General features: G+C 38.1%; 17 protein-coding genes. 13 read left to right on the top strand and 4 right to left on the bottom strand.

Annotation, left to right across the window (positions count from 1 at the left end):
- Positions 1-2: 2 nt before the first annotated feature.
- Entirely contained in the window at positions 3-1,460 is a 1,458-nt protein-coding gene (locus R2Q70_RS17895; protein WP_316808916.1) for an amino acid permease, read from the bottom strand.
- Positions 1,461-1,589: 129 nt separating this feature from the next.
- Positions 1,590-3,836, bottom strand: a complete 2,247-nt coding sequence (locus R2Q70_RS17890; RefSeq protein WP_316808915.1) for a sodium-translocating pyrophosphatase — start codon at positions 3,834-3,836, stop codon at positions 1,590-1,592.
- Positions 3,837-4,159: 323 nt separating this feature from the next.
- Between R2Q70_RS17890 and R2Q70_RS17885 the strand changes: the two genes are divergently transcribed.
- The 13 genes from R2Q70_RS17885 (at position 4,160) to R2Q70_RS17825 (ending at position 21,903) form a co-directional block, all read left to right on the top strand.
- Positions 4,160-5,596 (top strand): APC family permease, encoded by a 1,437-nt coding sequence (locus tag R2Q70_RS17885; RefSeq protein ID WP_316808914.1) that lies wholly within the window; start codon positions 4,160-4,162, stop codon positions 5,594-5,596.
- Positions 5,597-6,008: 412 nt separating this feature from the next.
- A complete protein-coding gene (locus R2Q70_RS17880) occupies positions 6,009-6,593 on the top strand; it encodes an RNA polymerase sigma factor (RefSeq protein WP_316808913.1) in 585 nt (194 codons plus the stop codon).
- A 153-nt stretch (positions 6,594-6,746) separates the two neighbouring features.
- Positions 6,747-7,919: a FecR family protein gene (locus tag R2Q70_RS17875; protein ID WP_316808912.1), complete on the top strand. Its 1,173-nt coding sequence runs from the start codon at positions 6,747-6,749 to the stop codon at positions 7,917-7,919.
- 296 nt (positions 7,920-8,215) lie between these two features.
- Positions 8,216-9,631, top strand: coding sequence for a SusC/RagA family TonB-linked outer membrane protein (locus R2Q70_RS17870; protein WP_316808911.1), 1,416 nt, complete (start codon positions 8,216-8,218; stop codon positions 9,629-9,631).
- 33 nt (positions 9,632-9,664) lie between these two features.
- A complete protein-coding gene (locus R2Q70_RS17865; protein ID WP_316808910.1) occupies positions 9,665-11,806 on the top strand; it encodes a TonB-dependent receptor in 2,142 nt (713 codons plus the stop codon).
- Between the two features lie 11 nt (positions 11,807-11,817).
- A complete protein-coding gene (locus tag R2Q70_RS17860) occupies positions 11,818-13,236 on the top strand; it encodes a RagB/SusD family nutrient uptake outer membrane protein (protein WP_316808909.1) in 1,419 nt (472 codons plus the stop codon).
- Between the two features lie 31 nt (positions 13,237-13,267).
- The gene (locus R2Q70_RS17855; RefSeq protein ID WP_316808908.1) at positions 13,268-14,566 is read left to right on the top strand and encodes a substrate import-associated zinc metallohydrolase lipoprotein; all 1,299 of its coding nucleotides are present in this window, start codon (positions 13,268-13,270) and stop codon (positions 14,564-14,566) included.
- A gap of 10 nt (positions 14,567-14,576) precedes the next feature.
- Positions 14,577-15,941, top strand: a complete 1,365-nt coding sequence (locus tag R2Q70_RS17850; protein WP_316808907.1) for a DUF4302 domain-containing protein — start codon at positions 14,577-14,579, stop codon at positions 15,939-15,941.
- 248 nt (positions 15,942-16,189) lie between these two features.
- Positions 16,190-17,311, top strand: coding sequence for a metallophosphoesterase (locus tag R2Q70_RS17845; protein WP_316808906.1), 1,122 nt, complete (start codon positions 16,190-16,192; stop codon positions 17,309-17,311).
- Between the two features lie 196 nt (positions 17,312-17,507).
- A complete protein-coding gene (locus tag R2Q70_RS17840) occupies positions 17,508-18,455 on the top strand; it encodes a TIGR01212 family radical SAM protein (RefSeq protein ID WP_316808905.1) in 948 nt (315 codons plus the stop codon).
- Positions 18,456-18,799: 344 nt separating this feature from the next.
- Positions 18,800-20,188 carry an ammonium transporter gene (locus R2Q70_RS17835; RefSeq protein ID WP_316808904.1) on the top strand — a complete coding sequence of 463 codons (1,389 nt, stop codon included), beginning with the start codon at positions 18,800-18,802 and terminating at the stop codon, positions 20,186-20,188.
- 36 nt (positions 20,189-20,224) lie between these two features.
- A complete protein-coding gene (locus tag R2Q70_RS17830; RefSeq protein WP_316808903.1) occupies positions 20,225-21,241 on the top strand; it encodes a porin in 1,017 nt (338 codons plus the stop codon).
- Positions 21,242-21,324: 83 nt separating this feature from the next.
- Positions 21,325-21,903, top strand: coding sequence for a DUF4468 domain-containing protein (locus R2Q70_RS17825; RefSeq protein WP_316808902.1), 579 nt, complete (start codon positions 21,325-21,327; stop codon positions 21,901-21,903).
- A 10-nt stretch (positions 21,904-21,913) separates the two neighbouring features.
- Here the strand turns inward: R2Q70_RS17825 and R2Q70_RS17820 are convergent, their stop codons facing one another.
- Both R2Q70_RS17820 and R2Q70_RS17815 read right to left on the bottom strand, forming a co-directional pair.
- A complete protein-coding gene (locus R2Q70_RS17820; RefSeq protein WP_316808901.1) occupies positions 21,914-22,381 on the bottom strand; it encodes an SRPBCC family protein in 468 nt (155 codons plus the stop codon).
- A 29-nt stretch (positions 22,382-22,410) separates the two neighbouring features.
- Positions 22,411-22,935, bottom strand: a complete 525-nt coding sequence (locus tag R2Q70_RS17815; RefSeq protein WP_316808900.1) for a TlpA disulfide reductase family protein — start codon at positions 22,933-22,935, stop codon at positions 22,411-22,413.
- Positions 22,936-22,955: the final 20 nt, after the last annotated feature.

The raw sequence follows: 22,955 nt of genomic DNA, 5'->3' as shown, positions 1-22,955 counted from the left end.
TTCTATAATCCTGGTTTCGGAGGATCAACAGGATGAACAACTTTTCCTTTTTTGCCTAGAACTGAATTTCCTTTACCGTAGAAGAAATAGATGGCTACACCTAAAGCCATCCAGATTGCTAACCTGATCCAGGCTTCTAATGGTAACGACGACATCAGGTAAACGCAAACGATTACACCCATAATTGGCACAAAAGGAACCAATGGTGTTCTGAATGGACGAGCTCTGTCTGGATCAGTTTTACGTAATAACATCACGCCAATACATACCAATGAGAAGGCAAACAAAGTACCAATTGATACCATGTGACCCAAATCAGTTACCGGAACAAAACCAGCGAAAATACTTACAAAAACCATGAAGAACAGATTTGTTTTAAATGGCGTTCTGAATTTCGAGTGGATGTTACTGAAGAATTTCGGTAATAAACCATCTTTAGACATGGTATAGAAAACCCTCGACTGGCCCATTAACATTACAAGGATTACCGAAGTATAACCCGCTAAAATTGCAATGATTAAGCCCATTTGCAACCAGCTGTAACCAGTCACTTTAAACGCCGTAGCTGCCGGAGAAGCATCACCTTTAAAAACTGAGAAAGGTACTAAACCTGTCATTACGTGAGCAAATAATACATAAAGTATGGTACAAACTACCAGTGAACCTAAAATACCGATTGGCATTCCTTTTTGAGGATTCTTTGCTTCCTGAGCCGCTGTAGAAACGGCATCGAAACCGATAAATGCAAAGAATACCAAAGCAGCACCCGCAGCAATACCTGAAATACCAAATTCTCCTTTAACACCAGTGTTTTCCGGGATATATGGCGTATGGTTAGCAGGATTAATAAATTTCCAACCTAAAGCAATGAAGATGATTACTACCGCAACTTTAACAATTACCAAAACATTATTAAGGCTTGCTGATTCTTTAGTTCCACGGATGAGCATCAGTGAAAGAAGAGAAACGATAACTACCGCTGGAAGATTAATTCCTCCACCATCTACCTCTGCAAATGATTTTGTGAGATACAGCGGCATTTCGAGGCCAAATTCGTGGAGTAATTTGTTGAAATAACCAGACCAGGAAACCCCAACCGTTGCAGCACCAAGTGCATATTCTAATACTAAATCCCATCCGATAACCCAGGCCATAAATTCACCCATTGTAGCGTAAGAATAAGTGTAAGCACTACCGGCAACAGGAATCATCGAAGCAAATTCTGCATAACACAAGCCGGCGAATGCACAACCAACTGCTGCCAGTACAAATGATAATGTTACTGCTGGTCCAGCGTGATCAGCTGCTGCGATACCTGTTAATGAGAATAAACCTGCACCAATAATCGCTCCAATGCCCAGGGCAACAAGGCTCGTACTGCTCAGCGTACGTTTGAGCGTCCCCTCGCCACTTTCAGCAGATTCTGCTATAAGCACATCAATAGGCTTTTTAAGATTCATAATTTGTTTAGTCTTTTATGTTTGTTGATTTATGATAATAAGCGGTAAACCTAAATAAAAATTGCGAAAAAGAAAAAGGGATTTTGTTAAAATCCCCATTTCAGTCCTATTATCTCTATGTTTTTACAACTAATTTGTTAATGTATCTATAGTATTTACTAAAGTATCGTTAATGATGTTACCTGAAGCATCAGTTTTTTGCTCAATTCTGATTTCCTTGCGAACTTCTTGCCTTTGTTCGGTAGGTACAGCCTTAACTGCGATGTATGGAGCAATAACCAGCGAAACAATAGACATTAATTTGATTAAAATGTTCATTGATGGCCCTGAAGTATCTTTAAATGGATCTCCAACGGTGTCGCCTGTTACTGATGCTTTGTGTGGCTCAGATTTTTTATAAAACATCTCTCCGTTAATCATTACGCCTTGTTCAAAAGATTTTTTAGCGTTATCCCACGCACCCCCAGCATTGCTCTGGAAAATCCCCATCAATACACCGGTTACGGTAACACCTGCTAATAGCCCGCCTAAAACTTCTGGTCCAAAAGTAAAACCAATAATGATGGGTGTGATTAAAGCAATTGCTCCCGGAAGCATCATTTCACGAATGGAAGCTTTGGTAGAAATGGCCACACATTTCTCATACTCAGGTTTGGCTTTGTATTCCATAATTCCAGGTATTTCCCTAAACTGGCGACGAACTTCCTGTACCATATCCATAGCAGCTTTTCCAACCGCCTGAATACATAGGGCAGAAAATATAAATGGAATCATTCCGCCGATAAATAATCCGGCCAATACCGGTGCTTTGTAAATATCAATCGCACTAATGCCTGCAATGCCCACAAAAGCTGCAAATAAAGCCAATGATGTTAAGGCCGCTGAAGCGATGGCAAATCCTTTTCCTGTTGCAGCTGTGGTATTGCCCACAGCATCCAGATTATCGGTTCTTTCACGAACTTCAGGAGGGAGCTGACTCATTTCCGCTATTCCACCGGCATTGTCAGCAATAGGGCCAAAGGCATCAATTGCCAGTTGCATGGCAGTAGTCGCCATCATTCCCGCTGCGGCTATTGCTACGCCGTACAAACCTGCAAAATGATAGGAAGCCATAATTCCTCCAGCCAAAACCAAAATTGGAATTACTGTTGATTTCATGCCCACAGATAAACCTGCAATAATATTTGTAGCATGGCCTGTTGAAGATTGTTGAATAATGGAATTTACAGGTCCTTTGCCCATCGCTGTAAAGTATTCAGTTACCACACTCATAATGGTGCCCACAACCAAACCAACTATTATGGCGTAAAATACATTGATGCTGGAAAACGCATAACCGCGTAAACTCAAGGTTTCAGGCAACATCCACTTCACAATAAAAAATGAAGCAACGGCAGTAATTACAATTGAAGACCAGTTGCCAAGATTTAAGGCATTTTGAACGTTAGATTTTTCATCTTTAATGGTAACAAACCAGGTGCCGATAATGGAAAAAATAATACCCAAACCACAAATTACCATTGGCAACAGGATGGGAGACATCCCGCCAAAATTATCCTTTACGTCAATTTCTTGCCCTAAAACCATTGTTGCCAGAATTGTGGCTACATAAGATCCAAATAAATCGGCACCCATTCCTGCAACGTCACCCACGTTATCGCCTACGTTATCGGCAATGGTTGCAGGATTTCTCACATCATCTTCAGGGATTCCTGCTTCAACTTTACCCACTAAATCGGCGCCAACATCTGCAGCTTTGGTGTAAATCCCTCCACCAACACGAGCAAATAAAGCGATAGATTCTGCCCCGAGTGAAAACCCGGTTAATACTTCAATGGCTGTTTTCATTTCTACGCTGTTCACAGATACAACGTTGAAGTATTTTAAAAAAACGATGAATAAGCCACCCAAACCTAATATAGCCAAACCCGCTACGCCTAAACCCATCACGGTTCCGCCTGTAAATGATACCTTTAATGCTTGTTTTAAACTTGTCCTTGCTGCTTGTGTGGTTCTTACGTTAGCCTTTGTGGCCGATTTCATTCCAATATATCCTGCGGTAGCAGAAAAAATGGCGCCAATTAAAAAGGATATGGAAATAATCCAGCTGGAGTGCATTGGCACACCTTTAATTTCTGTAATGGTTCCGGAGTAGGCTAATAATGCAGCAGTAAAAACTGCGAAAATACTTAACACCCTCCATTCGGCTTTCAAAAATGCCATGGCGCCGTCGGCAATGTAACCTGCCAGCTCCTGCATATTTTTATCCCCTGCATCTTGTTTATTTACCCAGGCGCTTTTAATCATCATCACAATAATCCCAACAAGGCCCAAAGCCGGGATACTGTAAATTAAGTTCTCTTGTAAAAAGTTCATAGTTAATATTTGGTTATTGGTTCGTTGATATCAAGTTCATTGATTTACCCTCATAAGTAAAGAACATTGATTTCTTAATTTTGGTTATTAGTTAAGCAATATAATAATTTTATTTTCTTGTACTTAAATAAAAAATGAGAGTTTAAAGGAATGAATTGATAAGATCAAAACAACAGTAGTTAATCCTTTATGCTGCATTTTCAGGACGATCCCCGGTTACGTTTTAATTTTCTCGTCGACTAAAATAATACACTTCAATCCCTGTGATTTTGTTTATTTATAAATAAATTAGCCGGCAACTAAAGCTAAACCAACAAAAAAAAATGGAAAAATTACAGGGCGAGGGTACTCCCAAGCGAAAGCTAGGTCTTTTTGATGCTGCAATGCTAGTCATGGGATCGATGATTGGAAGCGGTATTTTTATTGTAAGTGCCGATATCATGAGGAATTTGGGCTCTGGATACTGGTTAATTGTGGTTTGGGTAATCACCGGGGTAATGACTGTGGCTGCCGCAATCTCGTATGGCGAACTTTCGGCCATGTTTCCAAAAGCAGGAGGGCAATACACATACTTGAAAGAAATCTTCGGTAAAATGATGGGTTTTTTGTACGGTTGGGGGTTGTTTACAGTGATTCAAACGGGTACAATTGCAGCGGTAGCCGTAGCATTTGGAAAATTTACCGCTTACTTAATCCCTGCCTTAAATGATGCGGCGCCTTTATTTCAAAATGGCAGCTACAAAATTACCTGGATTCAGATTTTAGCAATTGGCGTTATTTTACTGCTTACCTATATTAATACTAAAGGTGTTGAGAGTGGAAAACTGTTGCAAAATGTTTTTACCGGATCAAAAATCGTTGCGCTTATTGGCTTAATTCTTTTAGGTTTTCTTTTGGTGAAGAATAATTTCTGGTCTGGAAACATGAGTTTTGGTTGGGATGCTTTCAATAATTTAAAAACTGACTCGGGTGGAAACTTTTTAAAATCCGGTTGGGAATCAATTTCCGGAATGGGGATTATGGCTGGAATTGCAGCTGCTATGGTTGGGTCTGTTTTTTCGAGCGTGGCCTGGGAGAACGTAACTTTTGTTTCCGGCGAAATTGAGAACCCAAAAAAGAATGTGGTAAGATCAATGGTTCTGGGTACATCGGCAGTAATGGTACTTTACCTGTTGGTAAATTTTATATACCTCAATACCTTAGATCGCGATAGCATTGCGTTTGCGGCTAACGATCGGGTTGCGGTTTCCGCATCAGAACAAATTTTTGGCAGTGGAATAGGTACAGTTGTGATGGCTGTGCTGGTAATGATTTCTACTTTCGGTTGTGTGAATGGAATTGTATTGGCAGGCGCCCGGGTTTTTCAAACCATGGCACAGGATGGCATGTTTTTTAAAGCCGCCCTTCATAATAATAAAAACGGCGTTCCTGAAAAATCGCTTTGGATGCAGGGAATCTGGGCTTCTGTATTGTGTTTAAGTGGCCAGTATGGTAATTTATTAGATATGATCTCCTTCGTAATTGTATTGTTTTATATGATTACTGTTTTTGGAGTAATCTATTTAAGGATTAAAAAACCAGCCTTGGAACGACCATATAAAACATGGTTGTACCCAATTACACCGATCATTTATTTATTAATCGGTGCTGCGTTCTGCATTTTGCTCCTAATTTATAAACAACAATATACCTGGCCAGGATTATTAATTGTTCTGGTAGGGGTTCCTGTTTACTTTTTCATCAATAAAAAAACAGTTTAGTATTGTTTTGGTTTAAAAACGAAACTTAGTGATCAATATGATAACCGCGGTGGCAAAAGAGCTTCTGCGGTTTTTTTCGTTTTATTACTCCTATATTTCTGAATGCTCATTAGTAGCCAAATAGACTATTAAATGCCATATTGGTGGCTTTTGGTTCATAGCTAAGTTAGTTTATCTAATGATGATGGAAAATCCGGGATGCTGGGAATAGATATGTTTATCGAACATAATTAACCAATAGCTACCAGTTATCGATAGGTTGTTTTGTGCTGTGTATTTGCGCATGTTAAAAATATTGTTACTTTAGCATTCCTGTAGGTTTTGGTTATTTGCAGGTTTTTGAAAGACAGGTTAACCATACTTTCATAGTTTTAGACGGTAATGTATTCATTGGTCATATTCTATAAGCACAATGATCAGTAAGATAGACGAACGAGAATTATTCATGAAAATATCGGAGGGAGATGAAGATTCATTTGCCCTGTTTTTTAATGAACACATTTCGAATCTGGAATCTTTTGTAACACGTTACACTAAATCTATCGAATCTACGCAAGAAGTTATTCAAAATTCATTTGTCAGGTTATGGCTAAATCGCGATAAACTTGCTGACATTGAAAATCCAAAAGCTTATCTGTATAAATACGTTACAAATGAGTGTTTAAGTCATTTAAAGAAATCACTTCGAAAAGACCAGGTGATGGCTGATTTTGGAACAACTCAGGAGGAAAGCACAAATCATGTGATGGAAAGCATGTATGTAAGCGATATTAGAAAAATCATTTCCTCGGTAATTTTACATATGCCGGCCAAAAGGAGACAGATATACGAATTAAGTAGAGTTCAGGGGAAATCTATCCCTGAAATTGCTTTAGCACTTGATTTATCGCCAAACACGGTAAAAAACACCCTGGTTACCGCTTTAAAAAATATTAAAGATGCTTTGAAAGATCACGGAATATCCATTAATATTCTAATTTTGATCGGCATGCTTTAAGGTACATAAAACCTTTCCCTTTTTCTTTCTTCCCTATTAAGAAAAAAAATTACATCCCATTAGTCCTTATTTGTTTTTCGTGCTTCTTACCTGTAGTAGCAGGGAAGAGTGCTGTAAGCTCAAATTTGCGATAACAGTTATAAATGTTAACTAATGGATATTACACCTATTGATATTCTTTTAAAAAAGTTCGAAGACCAAACGCTTACGAATGAGGAAAGTATGCAGTTACGAAAACTGTTAGAAGAAAATCCTGATTCAGTAGAGGCGGGGATATTCAAAAGAAGCCTTTTGCATCAGCACAGTGATGTTGAATTATCAAATATTAATTGGGACGACACGTTAGCAGCTATTTTAAATGTGGATAAACCGGCTGTTAAACCGGCAAGCCGGATCAAAGTTTGGAAACTTTGGACTGCAGCTGCGGCGGCGATTGTGGTTGGCCTTTTTGGTTTTTACCAGTACAGCGTAAATAAAACATTACAGCGAAACATATTTGCAGCAGACATTGAGCCAGGTAAAAATAAAGCCTTTTTAAAGCTGGCCAACGGAAAAATCATTTCGCTAAATGACGCTACTAACGGACAAATTGCAAACGAGGCAGGCATATCAATTAGCAAAACAAAAGATGGGCAATTAATTTATAATGTTCAGCAAGGCGATAGACAAAGCGATGAAAATAGAACCAACACCATTTCTACACCAAATGGCGGGCAATGGCAAGTGCGTTTGCCCGACGGCACAATGGTTTGGCTCAATGCCTCTTCATCATTAACTTATCCATTGGCTTTTTCAGGCAAGAAAAGCCGAAAAGTTGAACTGAGTGGTGAAGCATACTTTGAGGTGGCAAAAAATGTATCGCATCCTTTTGTGGTAAAAACCAATAAACAGGAGATAACTGTGTTGGGTACACATTTCAATGTTGCAAACTATGCAGATGAAACGTTAAGTAGAACTACGCTGTTAGAGGGTAGTGTAGAAGTGCGATTAAATAATGCACTCGAATCTCATACACTTCAACCTGGAGACCAGGCTGAAATTACGGCAAATTTGATACACATCAAGAAGGTGGATACAGATGAAGCCATTGCCTGGAAGAATGGCTATTTCATGTTCAACAACGAAAAGCAAGAAAACATTCTACGCAAAATTGCCCGCTGGTATGATGTAGAAATTGTATACGCTGATGCAAAAGCCAAAGATATCACCTACTATGGTACGGTAAGCCGTTTCGACAATGTATCTAAAGTGCTGCATAAATTTCAGGAAACTGGCGAAGTACGTTTTGAGATAGACGGCAAGAAAGTGATTGTATACAAAAGATAAAAGTAAAATAATCAACCAAATAACTAACCAACCAAACAAACAAACACATGAAAACGAATCACGCTTCAGGCTAAGGGCTGCTTTGCGGAAATAAGGAAGAGATTGCTGGACACTTTCCCTTCCTTGATATCTGCTTATCCGAACATTGAGAAAAATCAATTATTTATGGACGCAAGGAAACACCCTTCTGTAGTAAGGAGGTTAGGTGTTTCTTAAACACAGATGATCAAATGTATAAAAAATATACTAAAATTTTATGTACGCAACGAACCTACGTGCCCCAATTTTTATTAGTAATGAAATTAGTTTGTATCCTATTATTTACCTCTCTCATGCAGGTAAGTGCAGCATCGTTTAGCCAACATGTAACACTAAATGCAAAAAATGTTACCATAGAGAAGGTAATAAAAGAAATCAGGAAGCAGACAGGATATGATGTGCTCTTATCTACAAAAAACTTAAAGAGTACCGATCGCATTGATGTCGCTTTTAATCGTACTGAAATTAAAGATGTGATGGATAAAGTTTTAACTGGCAAAGATTTAAGCTACGCCATTGAAGACAAAACCATCATGATCAAGCCAAAAGAAAAATCACTGCTTGACAGGGTGGTAAATTACATTTTTGATGTTCGGATTACCGGTAAAGTAAAAGATAAAACTGGTGCTGCGATGCCCGGTGTATCTGTCAAAGAAAAAGGAACCAATAATTCAACCAGCACAAATCAGAATGGTGAATTTCAGCTCACCGTTAAGGAGGGTGCAACTTTAGTATTTTCGTTTATTGGCTATAAAACGATAGAAAGAGTAGTGAGTGGAAAAGACCCGATTAACATTGTAATCGAAGAAGATGAAACCCAACTCAAAGAAGTAAACATTGTATCTACAGGTTACCAGGATGTAAATAAGAAGCTTTTTACGGGAGCATCTGTGTCAGTTTCTGCCAAGGAGGCTGAGCGGGTTGGTATACCAGACGTTAGCCGCATGTTGGAAGGGCAGGTAGCCGGGGTTTCTGTGCAAAATGTTTCGGGCACTTTCGGTGCCGCACCTAAAATTACCGTTAGGGGTGCAACCTCCTTAACCGGCGATAATAAGCCGTTATGGGTAGTAGATGGTATCGTACTGGAAGATGTAGTGAACATCTCAAATGAGCAGTTATCTACCGGCGACCCTAACACATTGATTGGTTCATCAGTAGCGGGTATTAACCCCAACGATATTGAGAGTTTTCAAATTTTAAAAGATGCAGCAGCCACGGCCTTATACGGAGCGAGAGCGATGAATGGCATTATTGTGGTTACTACGAAGAAGGGAAAATCAACAGAGGGTAAGCCACAAGTTTCTTATGTTGCCAATCTAACCACTTACCAAAAACCAACCTATAAAGGGCTTGATATCATGAATTCTGCCGATCAAATGGCTTTTAATCTAGAATTGGAAAAGAAAGGTTATTTAAATCCTCTTGATGTACTCAATGGCCCTTCCACCGGAGTTTTTGGTAAAATGTACGGTTTAATGTATGAAGTCAATGAAGCAACAGGAACTTTTGCACTGACTCAAAGTCCTGCCGATCGTGAGGCCTATTTGCGTAGAGCAGCATCATTAAATACCAACTGGTTTGATGTGTTATTCAAAAATTCCCTGCAACAGGAACACACCTTAAGTATTAACAGTGGTACTGATAAAACGAAAGTTTATTTTTCAGCTGGTTAATTAAATGATAATGGTTGGAGTGTAGCTGAAAACGTGAAACGTTATACCGGAAATTTAAGAGGTAATTTTGATATTTCTCCAAAATTGCAGATAGGTTTATTGGCTACCTCGGCAGTGAGGAAGCAATTGTCGCCAGGTACGTCAGATCAGGTTTCCGATGCTTCAGCTGGAAATTATAGCCGTAGTTTTGAAATCAACCCTTATAGCTATGCACTCAGAACCAGCCGTGCTACCTCCATTTATGAAGAAGACGGTAGTTTAACTTATTATACTGATAACTATGCGCCATTTAATATTCTAAATGAAATTAAGAATAATACTTTAAACACGGATATGCTTGATTTTAAATTACAGGGAGAACTGAGATATAAAATCACTAAAGATCTAAAATTTTCTTTTGATGGTGCATACCGTTTTGCGACGACCAAACAAGAGCAGATCGTAACCGAAGAATCTAACATGGTGCAGGCTTTCAGGTCGGATTATAGCTTTTATGTTAGAAATAATAACCCGTTACTTTTTACTGATCCTGACGATCCATTGGAAATACCAACCAGCATATTGCCACAGGGTGGGTTTTATTTGCAAAGCAATACGGCTTTGTCCAACTATTATTTACGTAACAGTTTAGACTGGAATAAACAAGTAGGTAAACATCTTTTCGATGTTTTTGCATCGGCAGAGTTACGTTACATTGCCCGTCAAAGCTCTGATTTTAATGGAGTAGGTTATCAGTACGATCGGGGAGGAACAGTAGCATTCGATCCTCAATATTTCAAATACCTTGCTGTTAATGGCGGTAAATACTACAGCATGAGCGAAAGCAACGATCGTTACCTGGCTTACATGGCAAAAGCAGCCTACGCTTACGATGATAAGTATGTATTAAACGCGACCATGCGTTACGATGGATCTAACATGCTTGGAAAATCAAGGCTCGCACGTTGGTTACCAACCTGGAATGTGAGTGGTGCCTGGAATATCGACCGAGAAGCATTTTTTGCCAATCAAAATATCCTAAGTCAGGCTAGAGCTCGGTTAACTTATGGTTTGGTGGCGAGCATTAGCAGCGCAACAAATTCTGCAGTGGTATTTAAAAATGGAATTACCAGCAGACCAATTCTAGCTGATAACGAAAATACAATTAGAATAGACCGGTTAGAAAACTCAAACCTAACCTGGGAGAAACAATATGAAACCAATTTAGGCTTTGACCTCGGCTTTTTAAAGAATAAAATCAATTTGACTGTTGAATTATACGATAGAAGGGGTTTCGATTTGTTGGGTAATATCAAAACATCAGGTATTGGGGGCTTAGTGACTAAATATGCGAATTATGCCGATATGAAGTCAAAAGGTATAGAATTTACCTTGGCAGGAACGCCTGTGAATAACGACAATTTTAAATGGCGTATGCAGTTGAACGGGGCATTTCATAAGAGTAAAATCACCAATCTACAATCGCTACCTACTATTTGGAGTTTAGTTACAGGTGGCATGTTGGTTGATTATCCGCCGAATGCATTATTCTCTATGAAATTCGATGGTTTAGATGAACTAGAGGGATATCCTTATTTTGTAGATGATTTGGGAAACCACAGGGCAACAGAGGTAAATACATCGAGTACTTCAATTGGTAATTTAGTATATCATGGCCCAAGTGATCCACCATTTACAGGTGGATTTTATAACAGTTTTACCTATAAACAATTTACCCTTAGTGCGATGGTAACATTTAGTGCAGGTAACTTTGTGCGACTAAACCCTACATTTCAAGCCAGATATTCTGATTTGAATGCAACATCTAAAGCCATGTTAAACAGGTGGGTGATGCCGGGCGATGAACTCAAAACAACAACACCTTCTGTTTTAGGTTGGATAGATTTCGATGGTATTGATGGCAGTCCTTATAACAATTACAACTATTCTTCGGTTCGCGTGGCCAAGGGCGATTTTATTCGTCTAAAGCAGGTGATGTTGACTTACCAACTTCCAGGCAAATTTGCGAAACACTTTTGGGCAAAAAGTGCTAACGTTTCGTTGGTAACCAATAACATTTGGTTGATTTATGCTGACAGCAAGCTGAATGGCCAGGACCCGGAGTTCGCCCAATCGGGAGGGGTTGCGATGCCTCAACCTAAACAAACTTCAATCTCTTTTAAGTTTAACTTTTAATCTCAAAGCATATGAAAATTAAAAACATTTTATTGTTATTATTAACATTCACTTTGGCTTCCTGCGATAAATATCTAGATGTTTCACCAGATGCGAGGACAAGTTTAGATGGAGTGAGTAAAGTAAAAGAATTATTAGTTACCGCTTACCCAACTGCCAACTACATCACTTTTGCTGAAGGTGCTTCTGATAATGTTATAGATAAGATAGATGGTGTAAAATACAGCATAAGCGTACCTCCATTTTTATTCGAAGATTATGGAAATGTTGACGGTGGTGAAGGTACAGATACGCCAATTTATTATTGGTATAACTGTTATTCGGCCATTGCGGCAGCCAACCATGCCCTTGCTGCGATAGCAAATGTTTCTGATCAGAAAGCGTATCTACCGTATAAAGGCGAAGCTTTGCTTGCCCGGGCTTATGCACACTTCATGCTGGTCACTTTTTTTTCTAAGGCATACGTAGCAGGCCAGGCAAATAGTTCGCCAGGCATCCCTTACTTAGATGCACCAGAAACGCAGATGCAACCGAAGTATGACCGTAGAACGGTTGATTATGTTTATCAAATGATTGAGAACGACATCAATGAAGGCATACCACTTATAAAAAATACGGTATATACGGTTCCAAAATATCATTTCACTACCCAGGCTGCTCATGCCTTCGCGTCACGATTTTTTCTATTCAAAAAAAATTATGCCAAGGTAATCGAACATGCTAACCAGGTAGTTGCCGGAGGTAATTTTAGTAACTCACTTCGCCCCTGGATTACCGAGTATAACGCTTTAAGTACCAATGCTACTAAAACCAGATATGGTTTACCTACTGAAGCGGCCAATCTCCTGGTCTCCAATTCATCAACTCGATGGGGTTATGAAAACGCCAATTATAGGTATGGATTAAGTACTGAACTCAATCAGCAATTGATGATTAAGGTAAACGTTACGGGTGCATCATGGGGACAACGCACCGCTACCGGTCGACATAATAAATTTACTTCTGATGATCCAAATTTACCGCTTTTATCTGCAGAGGAAGTGTTGTTTAATAGAGCAGAAGCCTATGCCTACACCGGGCAAAATGAAAAGGCGCTTGCTGATTTAAACTTGTACGCCAGTAAACGCATTACAGGGTATAACGCTACTACAAACGAAATTACGCTTAGTAAAATACGTGATTTTTATGCGACCACCGATGATCAAACTGGTTTGGTAAATACCGTGCTGGATTTTAAAAGATCGGAGTTCGTGCAGGAAGGGATACGTTGGTTTGACATTCTTAGGCACGGTATTACCGTAAGACATGATGTTTTAGATGATGCTGGTACTTACGTTAGGACCATTAATGTTGATAAAAATGATTTGAGACGAGTTTTTCAAATACCTACTGAAGCAAAATTAGCGGGTATAGAACTTAATCCAAGATAAGTCATATCCGTTTAACTTAAAAATCATAGAAATGAAAATAAGATATTATATACTCGGTTTTTTGATTACGGCTATTGCATTTTTAACAGCCTGTGAAAAGAAAGAAGACCTTGCGGAGCAGGTAAATGCAATGAATTTCTCTCACAATTTGAGAACGCCAACTGCCATTGATAATTGGCTAACGGATAGCATTACGAAGCCTTTTAATATTCAGGTGAAATATTATTGGGATCGCTCTGAACTATCCAGAAGTTCGTTGGTTCCGGTAGATGAGTCAAAAGTCCTTCCAGTAAGCCGATTATTGCTAAACAGTTTTTTATTGCCATATAAGGCTGAGAGTTCTGATTTTTTTATTAAAACCTATCCACCCAAACAAATTATTTTAGTAGGTAGTGCCGAAAGTTCGCCCAATGAAATTATTGCGGGATCAGGAAGGAAAATTACATTTTACAGCCTGAACTATTTCGATCCGAATAATAGAGTTGCTGTAACCGAACAGATTAGAACGATTCATCACGATTTTGCACATGTTTTAATGCAATATGCAAATTATAACGCAGGCTATAAAACCATTAGTAATCAAGCAGATTATATTGGAAGTGAGGCTGAAAACTCAACACTTCCAGAGGCATATGCAAAGGGTTTTATCACATTGAATGCGAGAAATGAACCTGATGAAGATTTTGCCGATATGATTGCTGTTTTATTGGTAGGTGGGCAGAAAAACTTCGATAATATTTTAATGCTGGCAGGGACTGATGGCGCCAACAGACTTAGAAGAAAAGAAGCCATGGTCATCGATTATTATCGCCAAATCTGGAATATAGATTTTAGGGCACTGCAAACTCGTATCCAAAATGCCTTACCTCCAGAACCTACCTTGGCTTCACAGTTGGGTTATGGTAAAAAGTTTACGCAATTTCAATTCCTAGAAAGCAATACATTAATACAAAAATCGCAGGCTTTTGCTGGTTTGTTACCAGCGATTAAATCAGAGTTATTCGCCTACGGTTCGCGTTCCTTAGATTATCTGTTATTTAATTTTAATGAGATTGATGGGGAATTGCGATTAAGGATATATTCTACGATCTCTGGGACTTCAAGCAATAATAGCTTACGTTTTAAAATAATACCTGTTACCCCTACTACCTTTAAGTTACAGCAATACGACCCTGCAAGTGGTTCATTGTTTAATGCGACCCCAACTTTAAGGAATTACCTTAACAGCAATACCTTTAAAATAGACTATCAGGGAAGCAGCACTGCAATAGGCGGTTTATATGTGGTGGGGCAGGAAAGTACAAATTTTGTAACCGGTTTACTTCAATAAAAAAAAGAACATGAAAAAGAACCTATATTACGTTTCATTACTGATGCTGATTTTTACAACTCTTGCTTGTAAAAAAAATGGCGAAGAATTGATTGATGGCAAAAAACCAGAACAAAGGCTATCAGAAACCATGGCGCAATACAAACAAATATTAACAGGATCGGATAAAGGATGGATGGCGTACGTGTATCCAGGTACGGGTGATCCGAGATCTTATGCAACAGGTGGCTACACTTTTTATATGAAATTTGATGCCAACGGTAGGGTAAATATGTATAGCGATTTTGATGACAACTCACTTCTTAACAAAAAGGAGAGTGCGTACGCTTTGCAACTCACCGGCAGTCCGGCACTTAATTTTGATACTTACAATTATATTCATGTTTTGGCAGATCCAGATCCAGCCATAAATGGCGGAATAAACGGTCTGGGTTTGTTCGGCGATTTTGAATATGCCTTTAAGAAATTATATACGGATAGCATTATTCTGGAAGGTAAATTGTATAACAATAAAATGGTTCTGGTTAAAGCTACCGATAAGGATTTAACTGCGCTTGCGCAAAATACCTTAACGAGCCAAAAAACGGAGATACAAGCTTATACCTTATTAAATCCATTTTTATTTTTAAATCCGGTACAAGGTGTAAACAACACTACAGCTATCTTTAATATGGTGATACGAGAGGTAACTTTTAACTGGAAGAACGCTAGTGGACAAGTGCAGGAAGCTAATAAACCATTTGCTGTTTCTGCCGATAAACTCATACTTCGAGATATTTTTGTTAATGGGAATGTTTCTGTATCAGGATTTAGATTTAATAAAGCCACCAACCAACTTTTCGTGATAGACAAAGATGGGAAAGAGTCACTAGTACGCTCAGAAAATAACCCAGTAGAGACTTTTGCAGAGCGATTGTCCATCTATAGATTTTCAGCATTACGTTTACAAAAGGCTAACCAAACCGGTAGCGGTGCAAACCTATACAACAATACAGAAGCCAGTATGGCAACAGTAGGAAATACATTAAGATACATAGAAATTACACGCAGGGCTGCAGATACTGTAATTGTGAATTATGCCTACTATAATCCAGCGAACGTTTCTACGAGAGCATACAAGGAATATGTTATCAAAATAGACAATGGAAAGGTAAGCTTTACCGATTTTGTAGGTAAGCTGAATACAAGCAATTATACCAACTACAAGGCAGTTGGAGGTGTAGGTACCTATGTAACCGGATTCCATAATTTCCTAACCCAAAATACTTTTGATGCAGATTACGAAGTGGGGATGATTAATGGAGGTTTACAAACCCTTGGCAGGTTGAAAGTCTCCACCAATAATTCCTTTTTTATGCGGCTAAATGTAAATTGATGAAATAGAATTGAATAGATTACCTCTTGTGTTTTTATAGAGGTAATCTTTTTAAATTAGCGCAAATAGGCTGTTGGTATTAAAATTACAACCTTTAATTCTCTCAAAAAATAATTTCGAAAGCACATATTTTTTATTACATAGTGTTCTAGAAATTGGTTAGTTATCCTTATAATTATGAAAGTGCCCGTTATGGATAATTCCAGGCCTTTCCCTGAGGGGGAAGTATTTTAGTAATTTAAAACGATATGATGTCCAATTTTATAAAATCTGTATTTTTAGTTGCTTTGCTATATGGTACGCAGGTGAGCAATGCACAGGAGCAAAAAAGTCAAAACCAGTTAGATGGCCCTTACCTCTTATATAAAGGCGATAGTATTTTAGTTAAAGTCGCTACGCATATTTCCAAAGAAAAGGCTGAAGTTCAATCCAGCGCTCAGCCCTTAAGTAATAAGGAAAACTTAGTGTTAGATGTTCAGTTTTCAAACGCAAAAGAAAAAAATTTTCAAGTAAAACTTAAAAAAACAATTGAAGTTGAACCTTCCGTTTGGAAACAGCCTAAAGAGATGTTCGTCATGTCGGATATTGAAGGCGAGTTTGATGCTTTTAGAAATCTCCTGTTAGCAAACAAAATTATAGATGGCAAGTACGAATGGATTTTTGGTAAAGGGCATTTGGTAATTTGTGGCGATTTGTTCGACCGTGGTAAGGATGTTCCGGCAGCATTGTGGCTCATTTATAAGCTGGAAGAAGCGGCAAAAGCAAAAGGCGGTTATGTACATACTATTTTAGGTAATCACGATATCATGAATTTGGCAAATAACCTAAAATACCTTGATAAAAAATATTTGCTAAGTGCCGCTGCGATGGGACATCCTTATGTAGAATTATATAACGAAAATACGGAATTGGGCAGGTGGTTAAGGAGCAAAAACCTGATCGAAAAAATCGGGGAGAACTTGTTTTTACACGGAGGAATATCACCGGAAGTAAACAACCTTAAACTGAGTGTACAAGAAATAAACAACATTTCCAGGCCGTATCTCGGTTGGGAGAATCTGAAGAATACAGTTAAGGACGAAAAGGTGTTGAATATTTTCAATAGCAAAACAGGATTGTTCTGGTATCGCGGTTATTTTGATGAACCGCCTTTAGACGAAAAAGTACTGGATGAAATACTGGCCTTTCAAAAAGCAAAAAAAATAGTGGTTGGTCACACTATTTTGGATGACAATATCCGCTTTCATTACCAGGGTAAAGTGTTAGCGATAGATGTAAACCAACACAAGGGCGATCATCAAGCGGTTTTTTACAAGGATAAAAAGTGGTATAAATTAAATTTAACAGGTAATAAGACCTTACTTAATTAGCTGAAGGGTGTTGATGCTTTCGAAAAACAGCAATAAGTAAAAGGAGCAAAGTAAATTTGCTCCTTTTTATTTTAGAAGCTTTTTTATCCAGCTACGACCCTAATGAAATCATCAGCATAATTTTAGCTTTATGATCGCTATGTAATCTTGAGTATCAAATCCTTGTACTTAAATGTATTTGTGTATTTTTGCGACAATGGGAACACAGGTAGATATTGGCATTAAGGGTTATAAGGCTTACGGCGTTCATTTGCGTCAAAAATATAATGGACAACGTGTATTCAAAGTAATTGTTGACGGCGGTTTTACCTGTCCGAACCGAGATGGCAGTAAGGGCTATGGGGGGTGTACCTATTGTAATGTAGATTCTTTTACGCCAGAACCTTCTCGTAAAATGCCTACTATAAGAGAGCAGCTTGAGGAGGGAATTAAGCGGGCGAAAAACGGCTATAAAGCAGATAAGTTCATTGTTTACTTTCAGCCAAATACCAATACTTATGCACCAACACATTATTTAAAAATGATGTATGATGAGGCACTTGCTGTAGAAACCGAAAACATTGTAGGTTTTGCAGTAGGCACGAGGCCTGATTGTATAGATGCCGAGAAGGTGGCGCTGTTGGAAAGTTATACCGATCGCTTCGATGTTGATTTAGAAATGGGCATGGAATCCATTTATGATGAAACGCTGGAGCAGATTAACAGAGGTTGTAGTCATGGTGAATTTGTTGCTGCGGTTAAGCTTTTAGAAAATAGCAAGCTTGATTTGTGTGTACATACGATTTTCGGCTTCCCATGGGAAACCAGGGAAATGATGTATGGCTATATTCATGAGATTAATCGTTTTCCTCAAATAAAATTTGTGAAATTTCATCATCTGCACATTGTTGAAGGATCAATCATGGGCGCTAAATATAAAAAAGAACCTTTTAAACTATTTACATTAGAGGAATACACCGATTTGCTTTGCGAATTGATTCCAATGCTTCGCCCTGATATCGTAATACAAAGATTATTCGGAATTTCTGACTGGGATTTGTTAATTGCTCCCAATTGGGGTCTGAATAAATCGGCAATTCAAACTTATATTGATAAAGAGATCGAAAAAAGAGGTGTAGTTCAGGGTTCTGATTATTTTGGATAAATCTTAGAAATTTTATATTTTTTGATAAAAACCCATGAATTTTTATGGGTTTTTTAGTTTTACATGTTTTTATATGTTAATATTCTTCAAAAAAATGATAAATATTTACTATTAGCCTAGATTTTGTCATTTTGTTTTTGTTAAAAACGCATCTTAAATAAGTTTGTTTTTTGATTTAATTTTATTTTTAGGGTATAATTTTGATTTGTTTTATAAAAATTTGCTGTTTTTGTTATAATTTTTTAATTAAATAGTGTAAAAATTACATTATGTCGTACTTTTATAAAAATAATTAATGAATAATTAAGAGAATTTCAATAAAAACAAATCAAACTATAAAAACTATGAGTAAATTTTCCTTAAAACAGTATGCGCCTTTTGCAGTCTTAATGATCGTAGCGATTGCAGCGCTATTTATTCCACTACTTCCAAATTTCGACGATGGAAAATACAGTGCACCTGATATTGCTTTCGTTTTAATTTCTGCAGCGTTGGTGTTTTTAATGACTCCTGGTCTTGCTTTTTTCTATGGTGGTATGGTTCATCGTAAAAATGTATTATCAACCATGATTAAAAGTGTGGTTGCAGCTGGGGTAATTACTGTTCTTTGGACCGTAGTTGGTTTCAGTTTAGCATTTGGCGAAACAATAGGCGGATTTATTGGAAATCCAGGTACTTTCCTGTTTTTTCAAGGTGTAAATTCAGGTCCAGCCTGGGGAACGATTCCATTATCACTTTTCGCAGTGTTTCAATTGATGTTTGCCATCATTACACCAGGCCTGGTTGTGGGAGCAGTTGCAGAGCGTATTAAATTTACCTCGTATATTCTATTTATTGTATTGTTCGCCATATTTGTATACTCTCCTTTGGCACACTGGACCTGGTCGCCTGACGGTTTCTTATTAAAAATGGGCGTTCTTGATTTTGCCGGTGGAACAGTAGTACACATTTCGGCTGGTATGGCTGCATTGGCTGGTGCATTGGTTTTAAAACGTAGAAAATCGCACTTGGAGCATAAAGAAGTTCCGCCTGCAAATATCCCTTATGTACTAATTGGAACAGGTTTACTTTGGTTCGGTTGGTTTGGTTTTAATGCGGGTTCGGCTTTAGGCGCAAATTCTTTAGCAGTTTCGGCTTTCTTAACTACCAATACTGCTGCCGGTGCCGCTGGTTTATCATGGATGTTCTTTGATGTAGCAAGAGGTAAAAAACCATCAGTGCTTGGTTTCTGTATTGGTGCCGTTGTAGGTTTAGTTGCCATTACCCCTGGTGCAGGTTTTGTAAGTATCCCATCAAGTATATTCATTGGTGTTATTGCCTCTGTAATTTCAAACTTAGTGGTTTCATGGAAACAAAAAACAAGTTTAGATGATACTTTAGATGTTTTCCCTTGTCACGGTGTTGGTGGTATTGTTGGTATGATTTTAACTGGCGTTTTCGCCACCAAAACCGTAAATAGCATTGGTGCAGATGGTTTATTGTACGGTGGTACTGAATTCTTCTTCACTCAGGTTAAAGGTGCGGTGATCGTAATCATTTTCAGTTTCGTGGTATCATTCATCATCTTCAAATTCATTAACTTGATTCAACCAATTCGCGTATCTGAAGAGGAAGAAGAAATGGGTCTTGATGAGTCGCAACACAATGAAAAATATTCTCAAGGTACATTGTTAGTGGAAGAAAGAGCTGTTTATATCGAAAAAAACAGTCCTTTAACTGAACCTATCGCCTAACATTAAATAATATCTAAACCCAAATAAAGCTCAAACATGAAGAAATTTTTAACTGCTATTTTCGCAATGGCCAGCGCTAGCTGCGCCCTGGCTCAAGAAACGCCAACCTCTCCACTCGAAATTTCGGGATCGGTTGATACCTATTTTAAATACGATTTTGCTAAACAACCCAATATTGGAACCTCATTTGCCTCTGATCATAACTCGGTTTCATTAGGGATGATTGACCTGGTTTTAAAAAAGAAAACAGGTAAAGCTTCATTTGTTGGGGAGCTTTCCTTTGGTCCAAGAGGACAAACACAATCACTTTTAGATGCTTCTGATGACGGATCATCATTCCACATCCAGAATTTGTACGTTAATTACGATTTTACCGATCAGTTTTCGATGACTGCCGGTTACATGGGAACATTTATTGGATACGAAGTAATTTCTCCAGTAGGAAACTTTAACTATTCTACTTCGTATTTGTTTACCAATGGTCCTTTCCAGAATGCGGGCATCAAAGCAACTTACAAATTCTCTGATAAGGTAAGTTTAATGGCTGGTTTATTTAACGATTGGAATGTTTATAGTGCAACCCGTGGGGTATCGAGCATCGGCGGTCAGTTGATGGTTTCTCCGGTTGAAGGTTGGACTGCTTACATCAATGTGTTATCTGGTGCTGGCGGAGGTGGTTATGGAACCATTGCTGATTTAACAACGGCTTATCAGATTACAGATAAATTTAAATTAGGCTTAAACGCTGCTAATTACGACATTAATGACGATGCCGGTGGTTATGCAGGCGCTGCTTTATATCCGCAATATGCCTTTACTGATGCCGTTGCATTGGGTTTAAGAGGTGAGTATTTCAAATACAAAAATGTTGGTGGTATTGAAGGAGATAAATACACTTCAGTAACACTTACTGCAAATATTAAATCTGGAGGTTTAACTTTTATTCCTGAGGTAAGGTTAGATCACAGTGGTGCTAAACCTTTTGCAAAAGAAAATGGAATGGCTGCACCAAATGCCGGTCAGTTTTCTTTGGCAGCAGTTTATGCTTTCTAAAAGCAATTTATATGATTTGAGCCGCCAGTCGATTAAAACTGGCGGCTTTTTTTTACCTTAGTCAATAGATTTAACACCATCCGATGAGATACGCATTTGCCTTAATCCTTTCCATTTTTATAACCAGTTTATCAGCTCAGGAAAAACAATTTCCTAAGGATGAAGATGGTAAATTTATTTATTATAAAGTTGTCGATTCGCAAGTATTGGATAAGGCAATTTTACTGGAGCGGGCAAAGAATTTTATTCAATCTGCCAACAAGAAAACCATGCGGTTAGAAAGCAGTACGGATACCTCAATTTTGGCAAAAGGAAAAATGGTAATAGATAAAACAATATTAGTTGCTGGCCATCCGAGCGGGGAGGTGAACTACAACTTTGTGATGGAAGTACGAGCCGGTAAGTACCGTTACTGGTTAACTGATTTCGAATATATCCCTTACCAAAGAGATCGCTACGGAAATTTTGTTGCTACAACAAATATCGGAACCCCTTTGGAAAAACCTGCTGACCGTTTAAATGCAGGAACCTGGAAAGATATTCAAGCCAGCACTTATGTAAAAGTTTTAAAACTTGGCGAATCATTCAAGAAATTTATCGCTACAGATACAAAGACAGCTGCTCCCGTTAAAAAAGAATCAATTTCTACCAGGAAATGGTAAAAACTGATTTTTAAATTTTGCCAAATATGGCTTCTACTTTTTTGTAACGGAAATCGAATATCTCGTTAATTTTATTTTTGACCATAATTGCGTTGGCTATTTTTCCAAGCGGACCCCAGCCCACACTGTAGTGTAAAATATCATTCATTAATACGCCATTTGCGGTAGCCTGAAAATGATGCTGGTGGTGCCAGAAAGCAAAAGGGCCAAATCGTTGCTCATCAATGAAATATTCTTTGTCTTTAACGTGGGTAATTTCTGTAACCCAATCGAGTTTGACACCAAAAAGTGGTGAAACTTTGTAAGTGATAATTAAACCTGGATACATTTTAGTGTTTGCCATATTGGGTGAGGTCACGTCAAATGTCATGTCTTTCGGCGTAATCTCTGCCAGGTTTAGCGGCGATGAGAAAAAATCCCATGCGGTATCCAATTCTACAGGAATTTTCTGAGTAAATTCTAATCGATGTATTTTCAAAGTATCTTTTAGGCTTAACAGCAATGCTGCTATTTTGTTGCGGATAAACTGAGTTTATCCGTAATTAATTTCACCAATGCCTCAAATTCTTTTTGCTCGTAACCAATAGATTGATAAATGATCTTTCCATTTTGGTCAACTAAGATATTTCGGGGAATACTTTGTTTAGCAAACTTGCTGAAAATACTTCGATCTAAGTCTGGAAGTATCGGGAAGGTAAATCCTTTTTTGCTTTTATAAGGAGTTAATTTATCCCAGCCTTCTTCTCTGCCGAATACGAAGAAAGCAAAGTTGCTGTTTTGCTGATGTTTTTCCCAAATTTTTGTTTGAACTTCTGGTAACTCCTTATTACAAGGCGGGCACCAGGTTGCAAACAGGTTAATTAAAATCAGTTTGCCTTTGTAGTCGGCAATGTCAACAGTTTTGCCCTTTTCGATCTCAAATTTAAAAGAAGGTATAGGGTCACCAACTTTGGTTATTGTGCCATCATCAGCAGTTTGAGCCATTACATTGGCAGAGATGAATAAGCAAATGATTAGGAATATCTTTTTCATAATAGGGGATTATGAATAAA

Origin of the sequence: Pedobacter agri (assembly GCF_032678665.1) — a bacterium.
Lineage (GTDB): Bacteria > Bacteroidota > Bacteroidia > Sphingobacteriales > Sphingobacteriaceae > Pedobacter > Pedobacter agri_A.
The sequence above is the reverse complement of the archived record's forward strand: the minus strand, read 5'-3'. Positions and strand labels throughout refer to the sequence as shown.

What these genes read in the sequence shown, in the direction of transcription:
- R2Q70_RS17895 (WP_316808916.1), bottom strand. Translation starts at nt 1,460, where the DNA reads ATGAATCTTAAAAAGCCTATTGATGTGCTTATAGCAGAATCTGCTGAA.
- R2Q70_RS17890 (WP_316808915.1), bottom strand. Translation starts at nt 3,836, where the DNA reads ATGAACTTTTTACAAGAGAACTTAATTTACAGTATCCCGGCTTTGGGC.
- R2Q70_RS17885 (WP_316808914.1), top strand. Translation starts at nt 4,160, where the DNA reads ATGGAAAAATTACAGGGCGAGGGTACTCCCAAGCGAAAGCTAGGTCTT.
- R2Q70_RS17880 (WP_316808913.1), top strand. Translation starts at nt 6,009, where the DNA reads ATGATCAGTAAGATAGACGAACGAGAATTATTCATGAAAATATCGGAG.
- R2Q70_RS17875 (WP_316808912.1), top strand. Translation starts at nt 6,747, where the DNA reads ATGGATATTACACCTATTGATATTCTTTTAAAAAAGTTCGAAGACCAA.
- R2Q70_RS17870 (WP_316808911.1), top strand. Translation starts at nt 8,216, where the DNA reads ATGAAATTAGTTTGTATCCTATTATTTACCTCTCTCATGCAGGTAAGT.
- R2Q70_RS17860 (WP_316808909.1), top strand. Translation starts at nt 11,818, where the DNA reads ATGAAAATTAAAAACATTTTATTGTTATTATTAACATTCACTTTGGCT.
- R2Q70_RS17855 (WP_316808908.1), top strand. Translation starts at nt 13,268, where the DNA reads ATGAAAATAAGATATTATATACTCGGTTTTTTGATTACGGCTATTGCA.
- R2Q70_RS17850 (WP_316808907.1), top strand. Translation starts at nt 14,577, where the DNA reads ATGAAAAAGAACCTATATTACGTTTCATTACTGATGCTGATTTTTACA.
- R2Q70_RS17845 (WP_316808906.1), top strand. Translation starts at nt 16,190, where the DNA reads ATGATGTCCAATTTTATAAAATCTGTATTTTTAGTTGCTTTGCTATAT.
- R2Q70_RS17840 (WP_316808905.1), top strand. Translation starts at nt 17,508, where the DNA reads ATGGGAACACAGGTAGATATTGGCATTAAGGGTTATAAGGCTTACGGC.
- R2Q70_RS17835 (WP_316808904.1), top strand. Translation starts at nt 18,800, where the DNA reads ATGAGTAAATTTTCCTTAAAACAGTATGCGCCTTTTGCAGTCTTAATG.
- R2Q70_RS17830 (WP_316808903.1), top strand. Translation starts at nt 20,225, where the DNA reads ATGAAGAAATTTTTAACTGCTATTTTCGCAATGGCCAGCGCTAGCTGC.
- R2Q70_RS17825 (WP_316808902.1), top strand. Translation starts at nt 21,325, where the DNA reads ATGAGATACGCATTTGCCTTAATCCTTTCCATTTTTATAACCAGTTTA.
- R2Q70_RS17815 (WP_316808900.1), bottom strand. Translation starts at nt 22,935, where the DNA reads ATGAAAAAGATATTCCTAATCATTTGCTTATTCATCTCTGCCAATGTA.